This window comes from Pseudomonas sp. NPDC090752 (assembly GCF_055584805.1).
In genome coordinates, this window is sequence record NZ_JBVJLI010000008.1 from 17,030 (window position 1) to 35,798 (window position 18,769).

At 63.7% G+C, this 18,769-nt stretch carries 18 protein-coding genes; 11 read left to right on the forward strand and 7 right to left on the reverse strand.

The features are described 5' to 3' along the window. Positions 1-12: 12 nt before the first annotated feature. Complete coding sequence (locus tag ACZ6YA_RS12800) at positions 13-2,262, reverse strand: xanthine dehydrogenase family protein molybdopterin-binding subunit (RefSeq protein WP_465897487.1); 2,250 nt, start codon at positions 2,260-2,262, stop codon at positions 13-15. After that, positions 2,262-2,717, reverse strand: a complete 456-nt coding sequence (locus tag ACZ6YA_RS12805) for a (2Fe-2S)-binding protein (protein ID WP_346614344.1) — start codon at positions 2,715-2,717, stop codon at positions 2,262-2,264. Before ACZ6YA_RS12805 ends, ACZ6YA_RS12800 begins: the two co-directional genes overlap by 1 nt. A gap of 246 nt (positions 2,718-2,963) precedes the next feature. Here ACZ6YA_RS12805 and ACZ6YA_RS12810 point away from each other — a divergent pair, with 246 nt between their 5' ends. The 3 genes from ACZ6YA_RS12810 to ACZ6YA_RS12820 all read left to right on the forward strand — a co-directional run bounded on the left by ACZ6YA_RS12810 (position 2,964) and on the right by ACZ6YA_RS12820 (position 7,071). Further along, complete coding sequence (locus ACZ6YA_RS12810) at positions 2,964-5,150, forward strand: OsmC domain/YcaO domain-containing protein (RefSeq protein WP_465897488.1); 2,187 nt, start codon at positions 2,964-2,966, stop codon at positions 5,148-5,150. 212 nt (positions 5,151-5,362) lie between these two features. Next, positions 5,363-6,175 carry a class I SAM-dependent methyltransferase gene (locus tag ACZ6YA_RS12815; protein WP_465897489.1) on the forward strand — a complete coding sequence of 271 codons (813 nt, stop codon included), beginning with the start codon at positions 5,363-5,365 and terminating at the stop codon, positions 6,173-6,175. A gap of 50 nt (positions 6,176-6,225) precedes the next feature. Continuing rightward, on the forward strand, positions 6,226-7,071 hold the full coding sequence (locus ACZ6YA_RS12820; protein ID WP_465897490.1) for a hypothetical protein: 846 nt from the start codon (positions 6,226-6,228) through the stop codon (positions 7,069-7,071). Here the strand turns inward: ACZ6YA_RS12820 and ACZ6YA_RS12825 are convergent. Next, positions 7,068-7,367, reverse strand: a complete 300-nt coding sequence (locus ACZ6YA_RS12825; protein WP_465897491.1) for a hypothetical protein — start codon at positions 7,365-7,367, stop codon at positions 7,068-7,070. The genes ACZ6YA_RS12820 and ACZ6YA_RS12825 overlap by 4 nt on opposite strands. Positions 7,368-7,540: 173 nt before the next feature. On the opposite strand from ACZ6YA_RS12825, the gene ACZ6YA_RS12830 reads away from it, so the two are divergent. From ACZ6YA_RS12830 to ACZ6YA_RS12845, 4 genes are all read left to right on the forward strand, one after another. Further along, positions 7,541-7,969, forward strand: coding sequence for a DUF2231 domain-containing protein (locus ACZ6YA_RS12830; RefSeq protein ID WP_465897493.1), 429 nt, complete (start codon positions 7,541-7,543; stop codon positions 7,967-7,969). Then, positions 7,966-9,258, forward strand: coding sequence for a PQQ-dependent sugar dehydrogenase (locus ACZ6YA_RS12835; RefSeq protein ID WP_465897494.1), 1,293 nt, complete (start codon positions 7,966-7,968; stop codon positions 9,256-9,258). The genes ACZ6YA_RS12830 and ACZ6YA_RS12835 overlap by 4 nt, the downstream gene beginning before the upstream one ends. Before the next feature lie 75 nt (positions 9,259-9,333). After that, positions 9,334-9,912: a hypothetical protein gene (locus ACZ6YA_RS12840; RefSeq protein WP_465897495.1), complete on the forward strand. Its 579-nt coding sequence runs from the start codon at positions 9,334-9,336 to the stop codon at positions 9,910-9,912. Positions 9,913-10,121: 209 nt separating this feature from the next. Next, positions 10,122-10,640 (forward strand): DMT family transporter, encoded by a 519-nt coding sequence (locus ACZ6YA_RS12845; protein ID WP_465897496.1) that lies wholly within the window; start codon positions 10,122-10,124, stop codon positions 10,638-10,640. Here the strand turns inward: ACZ6YA_RS12845 and ACZ6YA_RS12850 are convergent, their stop codons facing one another. Further along, the gene (locus tag ACZ6YA_RS12850) at positions 10,641-11,549 is read right to left on the reverse strand and encodes a LysR family transcriptional regulator (RefSeq protein WP_465897497.1); all 909 of its coding nucleotides are present in this window, start codon (positions 11,547-11,549) and stop codon (positions 10,641-10,643) included. A 131-nt stretch (positions 11,550-11,680) separates the two neighbouring features. On the opposite strand from ACZ6YA_RS12850, the gene ACZ6YA_RS12855 reads away from it, so the two are divergent. From ACZ6YA_RS12855 to ACZ6YA_RS12865, 3 genes are all read left to right on the forward strand, one after another. After that, positions 11,681-12,895, forward strand: coding sequence for a YeeE/YedE family protein (locus ACZ6YA_RS12855; protein WP_465897498.1), 1,215 nt, complete (start codon positions 11,681-11,683; stop codon positions 12,893-12,895). Positions 12,896-13,002: 107 nt separating this feature from the next. Then, entirely contained in the window at positions 13,003-13,977 is a 975-nt protein-coding gene (locus tag ACZ6YA_RS12860; protein WP_465897499.1) for a quinone oxidoreductase family protein, read from the forward strand. A 27-nt stretch (positions 13,978-14,004) separates the two neighbouring features. Then, the gene (locus ACZ6YA_RS12865; protein WP_465897500.1) at positions 14,005-14,925 is read left to right on the forward strand and encodes a LysR family transcriptional regulator; all 921 of its coding nucleotides are present in this window, start codon (positions 14,005-14,007) and stop codon (positions 14,923-14,925) included. A 60-nt stretch (positions 14,926-14,985) separates the two neighbouring features. Here ACZ6YA_RS12865 and ACZ6YA_RS12870 read toward each other — a convergent pair whose 3' ends face one another. Both ACZ6YA_RS12870 and ACZ6YA_RS12875 read right to left on the reverse strand, forming a co-directional pair. Beyond that, positions 14,986-15,315: a hypothetical protein gene (locus tag ACZ6YA_RS12870; protein ID WP_465897501.1), complete on the reverse strand. Its 330-nt coding sequence runs from the start codon at positions 15,313-15,315 to the stop codon at positions 14,986-14,988. Positions 15,316-15,390: 75 nt separating this feature from the next. Further along, positions 15,391-16,041: a DUF998 domain-containing protein gene (locus ACZ6YA_RS12875; protein ID WP_465897502.1), complete on the reverse strand. Its 651-nt coding sequence runs from the start codon at positions 16,039-16,041 to the stop codon at positions 15,391-15,393. Between the two features lie 233 nt (positions 16,042-16,274). Here ACZ6YA_RS12875 and ACZ6YA_RS12880 point away from each other — a divergent pair, with 233 nt between their 5' ends. Next, positions 16,275-17,024 (forward strand): FadR/GntR family transcriptional regulator, encoded by a 750-nt coding sequence (locus ACZ6YA_RS12880; RefSeq protein WP_465897503.1) that lies wholly within the window; start codon positions 16,275-16,277, stop codon positions 17,022-17,024. A 156-nt stretch (positions 17,025-17,180) separates the two neighbouring features. On the opposite strand, the gene ACZ6YA_RS12885 is transcribed toward ACZ6YA_RS12880, so the two are convergent. After that, positions 17,181-18,761 carry an aldehyde dehydrogenase (NADP(+)) gene (locus ACZ6YA_RS12885; protein WP_465897504.1) on the reverse strand — a complete coding sequence of 527 codons (1,581 nt, stop codon included), beginning with the start codon at positions 18,759-18,761 and terminating at the stop codon, positions 17,181-17,183. Positions 18,762-18,769 lie beyond the last annotated feature (8 nt).

Consider the following 18,769-nt stretch of genomic DNA (forward strand, 5'->3'; position numbering starts at 1 on the left):
GTCCTTGTCCGGTCAGCTGAAGGTATGGCGGCTTAATGGCAGGCTGCGCACGCGCTGGCCCGTGAGCTGCGCCACTGCGTTGGCCACGGCCGGCGCCACTGCCGGCAGCGGCGGCTCGCCGATGCCGCCCATCTTCGCGCCGCTTTCAACGATGCGTACCTGTACCCGGGCCATGCGCGAGGCCGGCAGGATCGGGTACAGGTCGTAGTTGCGCGCGCGCGGCTTGCCATCGATGAACACCGCTTCTTCGATCAGCGTTTGCGACAGGCCCAGCGCCACGGCGCCATTGACCTGGGCTTCGATGATCGCCGGGTTGACGATGCTGCCTGGGTCGATCGCCTGCCAGATGTCATGCACCTTGACCTGGCCACCTTCAAGTGAAACCTCGGCGATTACCGCCGCTTCAGAGCCGAACGGCGAAGCCATGGCCACACCGCGCGCGCGCTTGCTGCCGTCTTCGGCAGTGAACGGCCCGCGTTTCCACCCGCCGGACAGTTCGCCGACCGCCTGCAGCAGGGTGGTCAGACGCGGGTTGTCGCGCAGCAGGTGCAGGCGCAACTCGAAGGGGTCCTTGCCGCCCTTGTCGGCCAGTTCATCCAGGAACGATTCATAGAAGAAGTCGTTCAGCGAGTTGCCTACCGAACGCCAGTAACCCAGCATGGCCGGGCCTTTGACGTAGATCTGGGCGATGCGTTTGTTGGCGATGGCGTATGACTTGCCCGACAGCCCTTCAAGCGCCGTAGGGTCGATTTTCTCGCCCTGCTTGCCAGCCAACGCTTCGGTCGGGCCTTCGGTGGCGCTGACCGCTTCGATGGCCACGGGCAGGCCATCGGCATCGAGCCCAGCGCGGAACTTGACCACGGCGACGGGCCGCAACACATCGCGCAGGAATTCCTCCTCGCGGCTCCAGATCAGCTTGACCGGGCGGCCGACCGCTTTGGCCAGCAAGATCGCCTGCGGGTAAGGATTGGCCGAGTCATAAAGGAAGTGGCGGCCGAAGAAGCCACCCAGCAACGGCGAATGCAGGGTGATCTGCGCAGCGGTTAGGCCGGTACGCTTGGCGATGTCGTCGCGAAACATGTCTGGCGCCTGGTTGGGCAGCCACACCTCCAGCGAGCCGTCCGCGTTGAACCGCGCAATGGCCGACGGCGGCTCAAGTTGAGCATGGTTGAGGTACTGGTTGTGATAGGTGGCCTCGACCTTGGTCTTGGCGTTGGCCAATGCGCCAGCGACGTCGCCTTCGTTCTCTTCGTCGCGCGCCGGGCCCTGCTGGGCGGCCAGGTGGTCGCGCCAGGCATCACTGGAGAATTCCGCTGGCATCGGCCGCACCTTGCTGTCGGCACCGGGTTCCAGCCAGTCCACCTGGATCGCTTCAACCGCGCGTTTGGCGTGCCACCAGCGTTCGGCGACCACCGCAACGGCGCCAGGCAACTGATGCACCGAGTGCACGCCTTTCATGGCCTTTACCTGGGTTTCGTTGCGCAGGCCGCCGACGGTCATGCCCAGACGAGGCGCGTGCTGCACGGCGGCATGGAGCATGCCGTCAACCTTGATGTCGATGGTATACAGCGCCTTGCCGGTAGATTTGTCGTAGGCATCGACGCGGCGTACCGGCTTGCCGATCCAGCGGAACTGGCTGGGGTCGCGCAGCTTGATGCTGGCCGGGTCCGGCACCGGCAAATCCATGGCGCGTTCGGCCAGCTCGCCATAGGCCAGCGAACGGCCGGAGGCGGCATGCAGCACCTTGCCAGGCTCGGTGGACAATTCACCCACCGGTACGCCCCATTGCTCGGCGGCCGCCTGCAGCAGCATGGCCCGGGCCAGGGCACCGAGGCGGCGCATGGTCGGATAGCTGGTGCGCACCGACATGCTGCCGCCGGTGATGCGCATGCCATTGTCCATCACCACATAGGCTTCGCCAGGCGGGGCACTGTCGACCACGAAGGTGGCCGGGTCGACGTCCAGTTCTTCACCGACGATCTGCGCCATGGCGGTGTAAGTGCCTTGGCCGCCCTCCATGAACGGGCACAGCAGGCGCACCGTGCTGTCCGGGCGGATCTCGAGGAATGCAGGCACCTGGGTGCCGCGCTCTGTGGTGGCAGCCGCGGCAGCCTGCACGCGACCGGTGCCCAACGGCAGGCCGAATCCCAGGACCAGGGCGCCCACGGCGGTTCCCGCAAGAAAGCGCCGTCGCGACAGGTTGACCGTTGCGCCCGCTGGCAGGTCGAGCAGCGCCGCGGGGGTTTCGACAGGCGTGTTCATCAGGCCTTCTCCCCTTGGGCAAGCTCGTGCACGGCGGCGTGGATGGCGTTGTAGGTGCCGCAGCGGCACAGGTTGACCATTGCCGCGTCGATCTGCGCATCGCTGGGTTGCGGGGTGTGCTTGAGCAGCGCAGTGGCCGCCATCACCTGGCCGGACTGGCAATAGCCACACTGCGCCACCTGGTGTTCGACCCACGCCGCCACCACGCGCTTGCCCACGTCATCGGCCTCGATGGCTTCGATGGTGGTCACTTCACGCCCGACCACGCCGGCCACCGGGGTGACACAGGCGCGCACCACATTGCCGTCCACCAGCACCGAGCAGGCGCCGCACTGGGCCAGGCCGCAGCCATACTTGGTGCCTGTCAGGCCGAGGTCGTCGCGGATCACCCACAGCAGCGGGGTGTCGGCGTCGGCCTCGACCTGGTAGGTCTTCTGGTTGATTCGAAGTTCCATGGCTCACCTGCTGATCATCGGTTGTCAACGTTTGCTGTCAGGTGGGGAATACGTTGTTCCCCAATCCAGAAACGCTAGCACAGCGCTGTGACCGCCGGTCTGGCAGGGGCTGCAAGTTCAGAGGATCAGGCAAGCAATCCGGTGGAATGCGCAATTGCGCGGGGCAGTCCTGTTGCCCCAAGACTTCCCGGTAAAAAAATCGGATAATGCCCGCCATTCGTTCCGCACGCTTTCTGGTACCCCCGCATGGAAATCAAGGTCAACTTTCTCGACAACCTCCGTCTTGAGGCCAAATTCGACGACTTCACGGTGATCGCCGACCAGCCGATCCGCTACAAGGGCGATGGCTCGGCACCGGGGCCGTTCGACTATTTCCTTGCCTCGTCGGCCCTGTGCGCCGCCTACTTCGTCAAGCTGTACTGCCAGACCCGCGATATTCCCACCGAGAACATTCGCCTGTCGCAGAACAACATCGTCGACCCGGAAAACCGCTACAACCAGATCTTCAAGATCCAGGTCGAGCTGCCGGAAGACATCTCCGAGAAGGACCGCCAAGGCATCCTGCGTTCCATCGACCGTTGCACGGTCAAGAAAGTCGTGCAAACCGGACCCGAGTTCATCATCGAAGAGGTGGAAAACCTCGACGCCGATGCTCAGGGCCTGCTGATGCCGGTGGCCGACACCACCACCTACATCGCCGGCAAGGACCTGCCGCTGGAGCAGACCATCGCCAACATGTCCGGCCTGCTCGCCGGGTTGGGCATGAAGATCGAGATCGCCTCGTGGCGCAATATCGTGCCCAACGTGTGGTCGCTGCACGTGCGCGATGCGCAGTCGCCGATGTGCTTCACCAACGGCAAGGGTTCGACCAAGGAGGCCGCGCTGGCCTCGGCGCTGGGTGAATTCATCGAGCGGCTGAACTGCAATTTCTTCTATAACGACCAGTTCTGGGGCGAAGACATCGCCAACGCGGCATTCGTGCATTACCCCAACGAGCAGTGGTTCAAGCCAGGGCCGAAGGACGAGCTGCCGGCCGAGATCCTCGACGAACACTGCCTTGAGATCTACAACCCGGACGGCGAGCTGCGTGGCTCGCACCTTTACGACACCAATTCCGGCAACACCGAGCGCGGCATCTGCTCGCTGCCCTTTGTGCGCCAGTCGGACGAGCAGGTGGTGTACTTCCCGTCCAACCTGATCGAGAACCTGTTCCTCAGTAACGGCATGAGCGCCGGTAACACCCTGGCCGAAGCGCAGGTGCAGTGCCTGTCGGAAATCTTCGAGCGGGCGGTCAAACGCGAAATCCTCGAAGGCGAGCTGTGCCTGCCGGATGTGCCGCAGGCGGTGCTGGCCAAGTACCCGGGTATTGTCGCCGGTATCCAGGGCCTGGAAGAGCAGGGCTTTCCGGTATTGGTCAAGGACGCATCGCTGGGCGGGGAATTCCCGGTGATGTGCGTGACCTTGATGAACCCGCGCACCGGGGGTGTGTTCGCTTCGTTTGGCGCTCACCCAAGCTTCGAGGTGGCGCTGGAGCGCAGCCTCACCGAGCTGCTGCAGGGCCGTAGCTTCGAGGGCCTCAACGATCTGCCACAGCCGACTTTCGAAAGCCATGCGCTGACCGAGCCGAACAACTTCGTCGAGCACTTCATCGATTCCAGCGGTGTGGTGTCGTGGCGCTTCTTCGGTGCCAAGGCCGACTTCGAATTTGTCGAGTGGGACTTCTCCGGCCACGGCGAAGATTCCAACATCCAGGAAGCCGCCACCTTGTTCGGCATCCTCGAAGACCTGGGCAAAGAAGTGTACGTGGCCGTGTACGACACGCTCGGCGCCAACGCCTGCCGCATCCTGGTGCCGGGTTATTCCGAGATCTACCCGGTCGAGGACCTGATCTGGGACAACACCAACCGCGCCCTGGGTTTCCGTGCCGACATCCTCAACCTGCACAGCCTCGACAACCGCGCCCTGCGTGCGCTGCGCAAGCGCCTCGACAACTGCGAGGTGGATGACTACACCACCATCACCACGCTGATCGGCGTCGAGTTCGACGACAACACGGTGTGGGGCCAGCTGACCATCCTTGAGCTGAAGCTGCTGATCTGCCTGGCGCTGAAGAAGTTCGAAGATGCCAAGGAGCTGGTCGAAGCATTCCTGCAGTTCAACGACAACACCGTCGACCGTGGCTTGTTCTACCAGGCGCTGAACGTGGTACTGGAAGTGGTGCTGGACGATGAGCTGGAGATGGAGGACTACGAGGCCAACTTCCGCCGCATGTTCGGCAATCCGCGCATGGACGCGGTACTGGGGTCGGTGGACGGCAGCGTGCGTTTCCATGGGCTGACCCCAACCAGCATGAAGCTCGAAGGGCTGGACCGTCATCTGCGCCTGATCGAGAGCTACAAGAAGCTGCATGCCGCGCGGGCCAACGCGGTCTGATACCTTTGCAAGGGGCGCTCAGCGCCCCTCGTCAAAGCGATATAGCGGAACAGTATTTGCCCTATCGCTAATCCGTATTGCCATCCATTCCGTATCGCTTGCCGAGTGCTCTGCCCAGCGCTTAGCTATATCCCGCTCAAACCATACCAACCCCCCGGCGCGTAGACCGCCAGAAGGACCTCGGCCGCGCTTAGAACAGGAAGGCGCAGACCATGAGCACTCCTTTGGATACCAATGCTTTGAAGGCCCGCCAGCAGGCGGCGTGGGCCAGTGGCGATTACGCGGTGATCGGCACCACGCTGCAGTTGGTGGGCGAACGGCTCGCCGAAGCCTGCGACCTGCGCTGGGATGAGCAGGTACTGGATGTTGCGGCGGGCAACGGCAATGTCACCCTGGCTGCGGCCCGGCGTGGTTGCCGGGTGACCTCGACCGACTACGTGCCCGAACTGCTCAAACGCGGGGAAGAGCGCGCTCGCGCGGAACACCTCAATGTTGATTTTCAGGTGGCCGATGCCGAGGACTTGCCGTTTCGCGACGGCAGCTTCGATGCGGTCGTCTCGACCTTTGGCGTGATGTTCGCCCCCGACCAGGCGCAGGCCGCCCGCGAGTTGGCGCGTGTCTGCCGTTCTGGTGGCAGGGTCGGCCTGGCTAATTGGACCCCGCAGGGCTTCGTCGGGCAGATGTTCAAGACCCTGGGCCGGCATGTACCACCCCCCGTCGGGGCATTGCCACCGTCGCGCTGGGGTGATGAAGAGCAACTGCGGGTGATGTTCGAGGGTACCATCGGCGCCATGGACGTCAGCCGGCAGCACTTCAACTTCCGCTATCGCTCGGCTGCGCACTTCATCGAGGTGTTCCGTACCTGGTATGGGCCGGTGCACAAGGCATTTGCGGCGTTGCCGGCGGACGCTGCTGCGGCGTTGGAGAGCGATCTTACGGCGTTGCTGAATGAGCACAACCAAGGCGGGGCATCATCGCTGGTGGTGCCTAGCGAATACCTGGAAGTGGTGATCATGAAGCGTTGACCTGGATCCGAGTTAGCATAGGGCGCCCAAACACTGTCAAGGACGTACTGGTGATCAAGCTTTTCAACCGCCTGAGAGGCTGCCTCGTGGCTAAGCCAGGCAAACAACAGCCCGTCGAACCTGTTTTTGCGCCTACCCGTGTCGAGCAGAACCTGGCCTGGTTGCCACGTAACCGGGTATTGGAACCACTCGACCTGCCGCTTCCGCTAGGTTTGATTGGCGCGCCATTGCAACACCGCTATTCAGCTTTCATGGCGCAGGTAGCGAAAGCGACCGCGCCGCTGGACGATGTCCCGCTGCGTGACGCCGGTCGGCGGTTGGCCAGCGAGTTGCTGACCCAGGCAATCACCCTGGGCAGCAGCAAGGCCCATGAGCAGTCGGACGAGGTGTACTGGCTGGTGCAGAGCGCCGCCATCGCATCCTTGTTTGCCGACGGGGCGCAGAGCGCCGAGTTCGCGAGCTACCGCCAGCATGTTCAGTCTTATGAATCGGCCTCTCGTATGTCTACCCAGGTCATGGCATTCGAGCGCTACGTGGCTGCCAATGGCCAGCCGGTTGAAGACGAAGAGATGCTGTCCACTTCAGCGGATGATCACTATCGGGTTCTGGTGAGGCCTTGGGAGGCGGGAAATACGCATTGGGTCTATTCACCACGGATTGTCGATACCCGTGCAGGCACCTGCCTGTTGCGTTTCAGTGATGCTCGATGGTCATCGGACATGAGCACCTGGCATACCCCGACAACGGTCGAGTTGGTGTTGCGCAAATATCCGGGCGGGAAGGAGGCGAGGGTGTTTATCGACTGTGCAAACCGCTGCGCACGGTTGGAGAAGGGCAGCGAACTCGAACTGACGCAGCTGGAGTGCGCGCTTGACGCGTACCGGGGAAATGATTAGTTCTTGCACTTGGCCATGACCACCTGGCAGGTGTTCGGTGTCCCGCCGGACCGCCCTGCATAGCGGATGCAATTGTTCATCGATTTCTGTCGGGCAATGCTCAGCGTGTTGCCCCACGCCAGGCCCCCTTCGCCCAGGCTGGGCACGGCTTTGGCGAAGCAGTTCGAGCCAGGTGTCGCTGCGTAGTAGCGCGCCTTGCTGCTCTTGTTCGAACATCCCGCGTTCACCGCCAGGCTGAGGGCTAGAAGGGCATGCGCCGCCCACAACGCGTAGGGCCGTGCCGAGTTAACGCTCATGCCTTTGCCTCTGCAGGGGTGGTTAATGCTTTAAGGATAGGTCAATCAAGCCAAGCGGTGAACTTATCGGACGACATCGTGATCACTTGCATTGCGCACCCCGCGCACGCCTGATGGACCGGGTATTCGCGCCAGGTCATCAGTTCCGGGTCACTGACTGATAAGGAGGCGCCGTGACCGCTACTGAGCAAACCCTCTACCGATGCACGCCCAGCCCGTTGCATGCGATTCTGCTGGCCGGCACGGTTCCGTTGTTCCTCGGCGCCTTGCTGAGCGATATCGCCTACTTCAAGAGTTACCAGATCCAGTGGAGCAACTTCGCCGCCTGGCTGATTGCGGGTGGGTTGCTGTTCTGCGGGCTGACACTGTTGTTCGCCCTGGCCAACCTGATCCGCGCCGAGCGCAAGGGCGGGCGGCCGACGTTGTATTTCCTCTTGCTGCTGGTGACCTGGGTACTGGGTCTGGTCAATGCGTTCGAGCATGCCAAGGACGCCTGGGCGGTGATGCCGGCGGGGCTGGCGCTGTCGCTGGTGGTGACGGTGCTGGCCTGCGTGGCGGCCTGGCTGGGGATGAGCAATCTGCGTTCGGGAGGTGAGGCATGAAGCCATTGCAGGCATTGCCAGTATTGAGCGTGGCGCTGCTGTTGAGCGCCTGTGGCGGTGACGGTGAGGCCACTCAGGCGCTTGGCCCTGACCCGAAACTACCCGCCCCGGAGCGGGGCCTGCTGCCGAGCATGAAGATTGCCCAACCTGCGCAGTGGGGCGAGCAGAAACCGACGGTGCCGGAGGGCTACAGCATCACTGCCATCGCCACCGGTCTTAAAATCCCGCGTCAGAGCCTGGTACTGCCCAACGGCGACATTCTGGTGGCCGAAGGCCGGGGTGGCAATGCCGCAAAACTCAAACCCAAGGATGTCATCGCCAGCCAGATCAAGGCCAAGGGCAACACCCAGGTCAAGGGCGGCAACCGCCTGACCCTGCTGCGCGACGCCGACGGCGATGGCACCTACGAGGTGCAGACGGTGTTCGCCGAAAACCTCAACGCGCCGTACGGCCTGGCCTTTGCCGATGGCAAGCTGTATGTGGCCAACCAGGATGCGCTGGTGCGTTTCGATTATCAGGACGGCCAGACCAAAGCCGGGGGGCCGCCGGCCAAGGTCACCGACCTGCCAAGCGAGATCAACCACCACTGGACCAAGGCGCTGACCATCAGCCCGGATGGCCGCTACCTGTATGTCGGCATCGGCTCTAACAGCAACATCACCGAGCGAGGCATGGAAGCCGAGGTTGACCGCGCCATGGTCTGGCAGATTGATGCCGTCAGCGGCGCGCACAAGCCTTATGCCACTGGCCTGCGCAACCCGACCGCGCTGGCCATCCAGCCCGGCAGCGGGCAACTGTGGACGGTGGTCAACGAGCGCGATGAACTGGGCCCGGACCTGGTGCCGGACTACCTCACCTCGGTGCGCGAAGGTGGCTTCTATGGCTGGCCCTACAGCTACTGGGGGCAGAACGTCGATGAGCGGGTGAAACCGCAGAACCCCGACAAGGTTGCGGCCGCAATCAAGCCGGACTACAGCCTGGGCTCGCACGTCGCCGCGCTGGGCGTGGATTTCTCCCTTCCCGCCATGGGCGAGCGGTTCGCCGAGGGTGTGTTCGTGGGTGAGCACGGCAGCTGGAACCGGCCGAACCCGGTGGGCTACAAGGTGATCTTCGTGCCGTTCAACAACGGCAAGCCGGCTGGTGAGCCAATCGACTTCGCCACGGGCTTCCGGGGTGAGGATGGCAAAACTCGCGGGCGGCCGGTCGGGGTGACGGTCGATCCGAAGGGGGCATTGATCATTGCCGATGACTTGGCCAATACCGTGTGGCGAGTCACGCGCAATCGGTAACTCCAGCTATGGTGAAGGAGCGGCGCGTGAACCGTTCACGCGCCAATCCGGTCTTGATCACAGGGAAGCAGGCCTATGAATGCTCTTTGTACACTCGCTCGCGCCGTTGCGCTTGCCACGCTCGTTGGCACCGCCAGTTTCGCGGTGCAGGCTGCCGATATACCGATTGCCAGCGAAGCGCTGGAAAGCCATGTCACCACTCAGGTCACGGCCATCGACCAGGCTAATCGCCAGGTGACGGTCAAGGGACCGCACGACAAGGACGTGACCTTCCAGCTCACGGAGCAGGCCAAGGCACTGCCCAATCTCAAGGTGGGTGACAAAGTCGACATCTACGTGACCCGCGCGGTGGCTTATGTGCTCAACACCAATGTGGGTGGGGCGCCGAAAGCCAGCGAAGAGTCCGGCACCATCCGCGCCACCAAGGACAATCCCAACCCGGGCGGTGAAGCGTTCCGCCAGGTCAGGGTTACTTCGCAGATCAAGAAGATCGACCTGAAAACCCACGAGGTGAGCTTGTTGCCACCGGAAGGCAAGCTGCAGGTGGTCAAGGTTGAAGACCCTGAACTGCAGGCGCGGATGAAGAACTTGAAAGTCGACCAGACGGTTGATGCGATCTACACCGAAGTGCTGCGGATCGAGACCTCGCGTTAAGTCAGTACCGGCCTCTTCGCGGGGCAAGCCCGCTCCCACAAGTTCTCAAGCTATTGAGGAAAGCCTGTGGGAGCGGGCTTGCCCCGCGAAGAGGAATGACAGCAAACTAATATCTATCAGGCGAATAATGTAGGTGCATATCTTAGATTTCCATAATCCATCTCGATTTCAGCATCATGTGTGCACCCTCCCTCCTAACGAGTGCATAGATGGTTAACAAAGCTCTGTTTATCGGTTTTCTTCCTCTGGTATTGGCGCTTGTGGCCGGGATGGTGCTGCCCTATCAGGCCGCCAGCAACGCGGCAGTGGGGCGCGGGCTTGGGCACTGGTTATGGGGTGCCTTCACATCGCTGACGATCAGTTCTGTGGTGGTCATCGCGGCACTGTTGGTTTTGCGGGTACCCATGCCCGATCTGGGCAAGGCGCTGCAAGGTCCCTGGTGGCTGTGGATCGGCGGGGTGCTGGGCGCCTTGTACGTGGCGGCTGCCGCGGCGTTGACGCCCAAACTTGGCACAGCGGGTTTTCTGGTGCTGGTGGTGGCGGGGCAGATCCTGACGTCGGTAGTCGTAGACCATTTCGGACTGATGGGCGTGACCAGCAAGCCGGTGAGTCTGCCGAGGATTGCCGGCGTGATCCTGATCCTGGCAGGCGTGTTTCTGGTCCAGAGCACCTGGGCAGCAAGTCCGTCTGATGCACAAGCAACTGTCGTTAAACAGCCGGAAGGTTGATCACTGCTCGGGCTGACAGCACGCCCAGACCGTCTCGCGCAGCCAGCGATGACCTGGGTCACTGGCTTTTCTCGCGTGCCACGCCTGCTGATAAGCCAGTGGAGGGATGGGCAAGGGCGGTGCGAATTGGCGCAGGGTGTTGTGTTGCCGCATAGGGCCCACCGCGCGTTTGGCCACGGTGAGGATCAGGTCGGTGCCACCGAGCACCTCCACGGCGGCACTCCAGTGGGGTAACGCCAGCGCAATACGTCGCCTCAGGCCTTGCGCAGCCAGAGCACGTTCGATCTCGTCATGGGCATCCGGGCGCATGGCCATGAGCACGTGCGGACGCGTTAGCCAGTCATCCAGCGCCAGTCCGCCTTTGGGCGGCAGTACCTGGCGGTCGGCGATGCTGACGAAGCTGTCCTCGAACAGGGTCTGGGCCGTAATGTCTTGAGGCAGCTCGGGGAAAATGCCCAGGGCCAGGTCGAGCTCCCCATCGAGCAACTGCGCCATCATCGCCTCGCGGCTGGCCTGGCTGATGGCCAGGTCGACGCCGGGAGCCGTCTGGCGCAGGTGGCGAACCAACGGCGGCAGAATGATCCGTGAAGAATAGTCGGACAACGACAGACGGAAGCGGCGTTGGGCCAGGGCAGGCTCGAAACGTGGGGCGGCCAGCAGGCTGTTGAGGCTGGCCAGGGCGTCCTGCAGGGGTTTGTTCAGGGATTCGGCGCGGGCGCTCAGGGCCATCTGGCCGTTTTGGCGAATCAGCAGGGGGTCGTTGAAGTAGGTGCGCAATTGCGCCAAGGCATGGCTCACCGCCGGCTGGCTGCGGTGCAGGCGCAGGGCCGCTCGGGTCACATGCTTTTCGCTCAGTAGGGCGTGGAGAGCCAGTAGCAGGTTGAGGTCAATCTTGCGCAGTTCATCCATGGGGCGAATGGCCTTGGTGGCTTGATGGACGTTGTATCAGCCTAACAGATGTACCGCCCTGATCGTGGGCAGCATTGACTGGCCTACGGCGCTATAATCGCCGCCCGTTTTACTGTAATCCGAGCATTCCAATGGGTCTTTCCACAACCGCCACACCCGAACCTCGCCACCTGGGCGCCCCCGTGATCGCCCTGGCCCTGCTGCTGGCCGGCGCCTGGTTCCTCAACCTCAACGCCGGCTTCAAGCAGGTGCTGCTGCTGATTGTAGGCGCCGCATTGGGGCTGACGCTGTACCACGCCGCCTTTGGCTTCACCTCGGCCTGGCGGGTGTTCATCAACGAGCGCCGCGGCGCCGGCCTGCGCGCACAGATGGTCATGCTGACCCTGGCCGTGCTGCTGTTCTTCCCGGCGCTTTCGGCTGGCAGCCTGTTCGGCAACCCGGTGACCGGCCTGGTGGCCCCCGCTGGTGTGTCGGTGGTGTTCGGTGCCTTCATCTTCGGCATCGGCATGCAGCTGGGCGGCGGCTGTGCCTCGGGCACGCTGTTCACCGTGGGCGGTGGCAATGCGCGTATGCTGGTGACCCTGCTGTTCTTCATCATCGGCTCGGTCACTGCCACGCATCATGCTGATTGGTGGTTCGCCTTGCCGTCGTTCCCGGCGACCTCGATTGTCCAGGCCTGGGGCGTGGGGCCGGCGCTGCTGGTGAGCGTGGCCGTGTTCGCGTTGATCGCCTGGGCCACCCTGGTGCTGGAAAAGCGTCGCCATGGCGCCCTGGAAAGCCCGGTCAGCAGTGAGCATCAAGGGCTGCGCCGTTTCCTGCGTGGCCCATGGCCGCTGCTGTGGGGCGCGATTGCCTTGGCCTTGCTGAACTACGCAACCCTGGCCCTGGCCGGACGGCCTTGGGGTATCACCTCCGCCTTCGCCCTGTGGGGCGCCAAGACCCTTGCCAGCTTCGGCGTAGACGTCGGCAGCTGGGTCTTCTGGCAGGCACCGGCCAATGCCAAGGCGCTGGCCGCGCCGCTGTGGCAGGACGTGACCACGGTGATGGACCTGGGCATCGTGCTCGGCGCGCTGCTGGCAGCAGGCTTGGCGGGGCGTTTTGCACCAAGCCTGAAAATCCCGCTGCCGTCGCTGATCGCTGCGGTCATCGGTGGCCTGCTGCTGGGCTATGGATCGCGCCTGGCTTACGGTTGCAACATCGGCGCCTACTTCAGCGGCATCGCCTCGGGTAGCGTGCATGGCTGGCTGTGGCTGATCGCGGCTTACACCGGCAACCTGATCGGCGTGCGCCTGCGCCCGCTGTTCTTCGCCGGTGAGCGCCGGCCGGTGGCGTTGACCGGCTGCTGACAGCATTGCTGTATCAGGTGCAGAAATCTTCTGCACCTGGCCTGATTGTTCGATTCCTGCCGACTAATTAGCCTGAGTCGGTCTTTCACTCCCATCAGGAATCGAACATGGCTACCCGTATCGTGTTGAGCGCCACCGGCGCCGCCGACGTCATGCAGCTACAAGCCCTGCAAGCCCAGCAGCCTGGCCCCGGCCAGGTGTGGCTGGAGCAGACCGCCATGGGCGTGAATCCGCTCGATGTGCTGCAGCGCAAAGGCGGCGCGCCGCTGGCATTGCCCTGTGGCCTGGGCCTGGAGGCTGCGGGACGCGTCGGCGCGGTGGGCGAGGGCGTGGACAATGTTCAGGTCGGTGACCGCGTCGCCTATGCCACAGGGCCAGTGGGCGGTTACGCCAGCGGCCGTCTGTATCCCGCAGAGCGGCTGGTACCTTTGCCGGCCGAGCTGAGTGACGAAGCCGCTGCGGCCGTCTTGTTCAAAGGCATCACCGCGCAGTATCTGCTCAAGACCACCTATCCGGTAGGCCCGGGCACCCAGATGCTGCTGTACGGTGCAGCCGGTGCGCTGGGCCAGCTGATGGTGCCGTGGGCGCGGCACCTGGGGGCAACGGTAATCGGTGTGGTATCGCGCCCGCAGAGCGTGGCACGGGCGCAAGCGGCGGGCTGCAACCATGTGCTGGTGTTCGATGCCGCGACTTTGGCTGGTCAGGTGCGCGAACTGACCCAAGGGCAGGGCGTCGATGTGGTCTATGACTGCGTGGGCAAGGTATCGCTGGAAGCGTCATTGGACAGCTTGCGCCCACGCGGGCTACTGGTTTCGTTCGGCGGAACTTCAGGCGCGCCGGCAGCGGTCGAGGTGGCCACACTCAACAGCAAAGGCTCGTTGTACCTCACCCGTCCCTCGCTGGCCGCCCACACCCGCACGGTCCAGGAATACCAGCAGCGTGCAGCCGATGTGCTGGCAGCGGTCGCCGAAGGTATCATCCAGCCACGGGTGTGGCGCCGCTACCCGTTGGCCGATGCCGCCAGGGCCCATGGGGACCTGGAGCAGGGCTTCTCGGAAGGGGCGCTGATCCTCACCGCCTGATTGCCAACTACGCCACCGAGCCTTGCCATGGATGCCTTAGACAGCCGCCGCGCCGACGAACTTGCCACCTTGCTTGCCCTGTACGAGCGGGGTTCTTTTTCGGCGGCCGGCCAGCACCTGGCGCGCCACCCCACGGTGCTCTCCAAGCGCCTCAGTGCGCTGGAGCAGCGCCTGGGCATCCGCCTGGTGGAGCGCACTACCCGGCAACTGCGCTTCACCGACGAGGGCGAGCGCCTGGTGGCGCGTGTGCGTGAAGCCAGCCGGCTTATCGCGGAGGCCGAGCAGGAGGCTGCCGAGGGCGCAGCATCGGTGCGCGGGCGCCTGCGCCTGGCATTGCCGGCGGCGATGGGGCGGCGTTGGTTGAGCGGGATGCTGGCGGACTTCGTGCTGGCCTACCCGCAGGTGACGGTCGAGACCGAGTACGCCGATCGCTTCGTCGACCTGGTTGGAGAGGGTTTCGACGCCGCCATCCGTATCGGCGAGCTGGCCGACAACCGCCTGGTGGCGACCAAGCTGTGCGACCACGTGCGCATCCTCTGCGCTTCGCCCAGCTACGTATCGCGGCATGGTGAACCCGATAGTCCGCCAGAACTTTCAGGTCATAATTGTCTAGGATTCAGTGGCTTACGATCATTTCCTGAATGGCGCCTTACCTGTGGAACGCAACAGGTGAGTGTGAAGATCAGTGGCTCGTTGCGTGGCAACGACAACGAGGCGTTGCTGGAGGCCGCGCGGCGTGGGGTAGGCATCCTTGCTGGCGGTGATTGGCTGATGGGCGCGGACCTGGCTGCCGGACGCCTGGTGCGGGTGTTGCCGCAATGGCAGTTGGATGTGGCGGCAGGGATCTATTTGGTGCGGCCATCAGCACGCTTGAACACAGCCGCGCTGGGTGCATTCAAGGCATGGCTCGAAGCGCAGTTCAGGGCAGGGCCGCCTTGGCGCAAGTAGAACTGAGATTAATCAGATTTCAAATTAAGTAGTTCAAATAACTAATTGATTGTAAACGATTTATCTTTTAGTGACTGCGTGCTGAACGCACTGCTCATAGTACGTCTGCTTGATCGCCACGGGCTTCAGCCGTGAGCTGCTGTTGTAGGTCTGTTCAGTGATGCCCAAGGCCGTCATGCGCATCCAGGGTTTGGCGAACCTGCGCACCTGCAGCTTCTTGCGCGTGGCATACAGGGTCACGCCGGAGAGTTTGGCCTGCTGGGCCTCTGCGGCAATCTGCGAACCCCAGCCACAGGCTTGGCGATCGTTCTGGCTCAACGTCCTGGCCTGGGCACCGAAGGCAGTTGTAGCCACCAGGCAGCCTGCCACCATTGCTAGAAATACGCGCATGTTGCTGTCCTAAGCATTTGACGGAAAAAGGAGTTTGCCTTCGCTTCAGATGCTTGGGGGCCAGCATTTTTCAGCTCAGGTAGTGGCGATGAGCAGGCGATTTGCCAGCGCTGGGCGGAGGCTGTACAGCGCAAGGACGGCAACCCAGATCACTGACACCCCGTAGTTCAGCCGTTGGTACAAGCCGAACAACTGGCCGCTCTGGGCGGCTTGGGCCATTAGGATGACGGTCACTGTCGCTGCGATCACGCAGCCTAGGGAAAACAGCCCCAGTGCGCGCGACCCGACCACGGATTTGCCGGCCCATATCCACAAGGCGCTGGCCAGGGTCAATGAGAGGAACATCAACAGGCCAGACAGGTTGTGCAGTTGCTGTGACACTGACGGCTCAGCCGGTGCACAGACCTGGTCGCAGGCAAACCAGCCGGTGCCCAAGCTGCCAACGCCATGCAGCAGGAGTAAACCTGCACTCGCTAGCGCCAGCTTCGAACCCCGCCAGCGCCGCGCCAGGCCCAAGGAGAACAGCGTGAACAGCACGGCCAGGGGGAAGTTGTTGAGCAGTGGCGACCAGTGTTGGGTGGGGGCGCCTACGGCGCCGAGCTGGCTCATGGCTTGCTGAAGATGGTCATAGCCAGGGTAGGCGCGTGCGGTGAGCCAGACGCCCAGCAGCAGCCAGAACGGGATGATAAGGCCGCAGGTGAGCAGAAAGCGGTCGAGAGGTTTCATCAGGTGGTTTCCTTCCGTGGAATGGCCATTCGAAGCAACAACAATAATCTCAGGCAGTCGGTTTATCACGCCGCATCTGGATCACCAAGGTAAAGCGATCATCCGAATGAGTACACGCGGGTGCTGGGCCGGGCACCCGGGGCGGCGCTTTAATAAATACCACGTCGGGTGTATGTGATCGTACAACTGCTTGCGCTATCATGACGGCTGTCTTTCAAGGTGAAATACAGGGCATGACAGAGCAGCAGGTACAGGCAAGGACCCGGCGCAAGCCGCGCAGTCTGGCCCAGGAACTGGTCACGGTGCTGACCGAGCGCATTCGCAGCGGCCAACTCAAGCGCGGCGACAAGCTGCCGACCGAATCGCAGATCATGGCCGAGGAGGGCGTCAGCCGCACCGTGGTGCGTGAGGCGATCTCGCGGCTGCAGGCAGCCGGGCAGGTCGAAACGCGCCATGGTATCGGCACGTTCGTGCTGGACACCCCGGCCACCGGCGGCTTCCGCATCGACCCGGCCACCGTGGTCACGCTGCGTGAGGTGCTGGCGGTGTTGGAACTGCGCATCGCCCTGGAGATCGAATCGGCCGGGCTGGCTGCACAGCGGCGCAGTGACGAGGAAATGGCGGGCATGCGCGCGGCGCTGGACGAACTGAACGAAGGTGCCGCCCATGCCACCGATGCAGTGTCGGCGGACTTCCAGTTCCACCTGCGCATCGCCCAGGCCAGCGGCAACCACTACTTCGCCGACATCATCAACCACCTCGGCACCAGCATCATCCCGCGCACGCGGCTCAATTCCGCACGCCTGGCCCATGATGACCAGGCGCACTACATGAGCCGGTTGATGCACGAGCACGAGGCAATCTACGAAGCTATTGCCCGGGGCGACAGCGAAGGGGCGAAGATGGCCATGCGCATGCACCTGAGCAACAGCCGCGAGCGGCTGCGCCAGGCGCATGCGGAGGCTGAGGCGCAAGGGGTTTAAGCTTCCTGGCGTCAGGTCCGGCCTCTTCGCGGGCAAGCCCGCTCCCACAGGTTTTGCGACGTCTTCGAAACCTGTGAGCGCGGGCTTGCCCGCGAAGAGGCCAGTACAGCAAAAGAAAAGCCCCGCTAGTTGCGGGGCTTTTTGGCATCAGGGTATTCAGATCGCCCCTTCACTCCACTGCCCGTTCACCAACCGGCGAAGGCCCAGCGGGTTGCTATCCCGCAGTGCCTCAGGCAGCAGCGCCTGCGGGTAGTTCTGGTAGCACACCGGGCGCAGGAAGCGGTCGATGGCCAAGGTACCGACCGAGGTGCCACGGGCATCGGAAGTGGCCGGGTACGGCCCGCCGTGGACCATCGCGTCACACACTTCCACACCGGTCGGGTAACCGTTGACCAGGATACGGCCGACCTTTTCTTCCAGCAGCGGCACCAGCCAGGCGAATGCCTCGAAGTCTTCCGGCTCGCCGATCAGCGTGGCGGTCAGCTGACCGCGCAGGCCGAGCAGGGCGGCGCGCAGTTGCGCGTTGTCCTGAGCTTCGACGGCAACGGTGGTCGGGCCGAACACTTCTTCTTGCAGCAGCGGGTCGGACTCCACCAGCAACCGGGCGTCGGCCTTGAACAGCTGGGCGCGGGCCTGGCTGCCCTGTTGCGGCTGACCGGCCAGGTGTTCGATCCCTGCGTGTGCCTGCAGGTGCTCCAGGCCGCCCACATAGCTGCGCAGGCCACCGGCATTGAGCAGGGTCTGGCCGGCTTGCGCGTCCAAGTGCTGGCCGAGTTCGGCGAGTAACTGGCTGAACTGTGGAGACTGCAGGCCAATTACCAGGCCCGGGTTGGTGCAGAACTGGCCGGCGCCCAGGCACACGGAGCCGGCGAGTTCGCGGGCGATGGCTTCGCCACGCTTGGCCAGCGCCCCTGGCAGGATGATCACCGGGTTGATGCTGGACATCTCGGCGAACACCGGGATCGGCTGCGGGCGCTCGGCGGCCATGCGGCACAGGGCGTCGCCGCCTTTGAGCGAACCGGTGAAGCCGACGGCCTGGATGGCCGGGTGCTTGACCAGCCATTCACCGACACCACCGCCGAAGACCATGTTGAACACGCCCTTGGGCATGCCAGTGCGCTCGGCAGCCCGGACGATGGCAGCGCCGACCAGGTCGGCGGTGGCCATGTGGCCGCTGTGCGCCTTGAACACTACCGGGCAGCCCGCGGCGAAGGCTGCAGCGGTGTCGCCGCCAGCGGTGGAGAAGGCCAGCGGGAAGTTGCTGGCGCCGAACACGGCGACCGGGCCGACGCCGATGCGCATTTGGCGCAGGTCTACGCGCGGCAGCGGCTGGCGATCGGGCAAGGCCAGGTCGATGCGTGCCCCCAGGTAGTCGCCACGGCGCAGCACTTGGGCGAACAGGCGCATCTGGCCGCTGGTGCGGCCACGTTCACCCTGAATGCGCCCAGCGGGCAGTGCGGTTTCACGGCAGACGATGGCGACGAAGGCATCGTCCAGCTCGTCCAGTTCAGCGGCGATGGCGTCGAGGAACTCGGCGCGGCGCGCCGGGGCCAACTGGCGGAACTCGACGAAGGCTGCGGCAGCGGCTTGTGCCGCCTGGTCCACTTCGGCCTCGGTGGCCTGGGCGAAGTTGTAGGGCAGGGCTTCGCCGGTGCTAGCGTCCAGGCTCTGCAGGCGTTGCGCGCCAGCGGCGCTGCGCTGGCCGGCGATGAAGTTGTGGCCAAGAATCTCAGGCATGGGGTGCT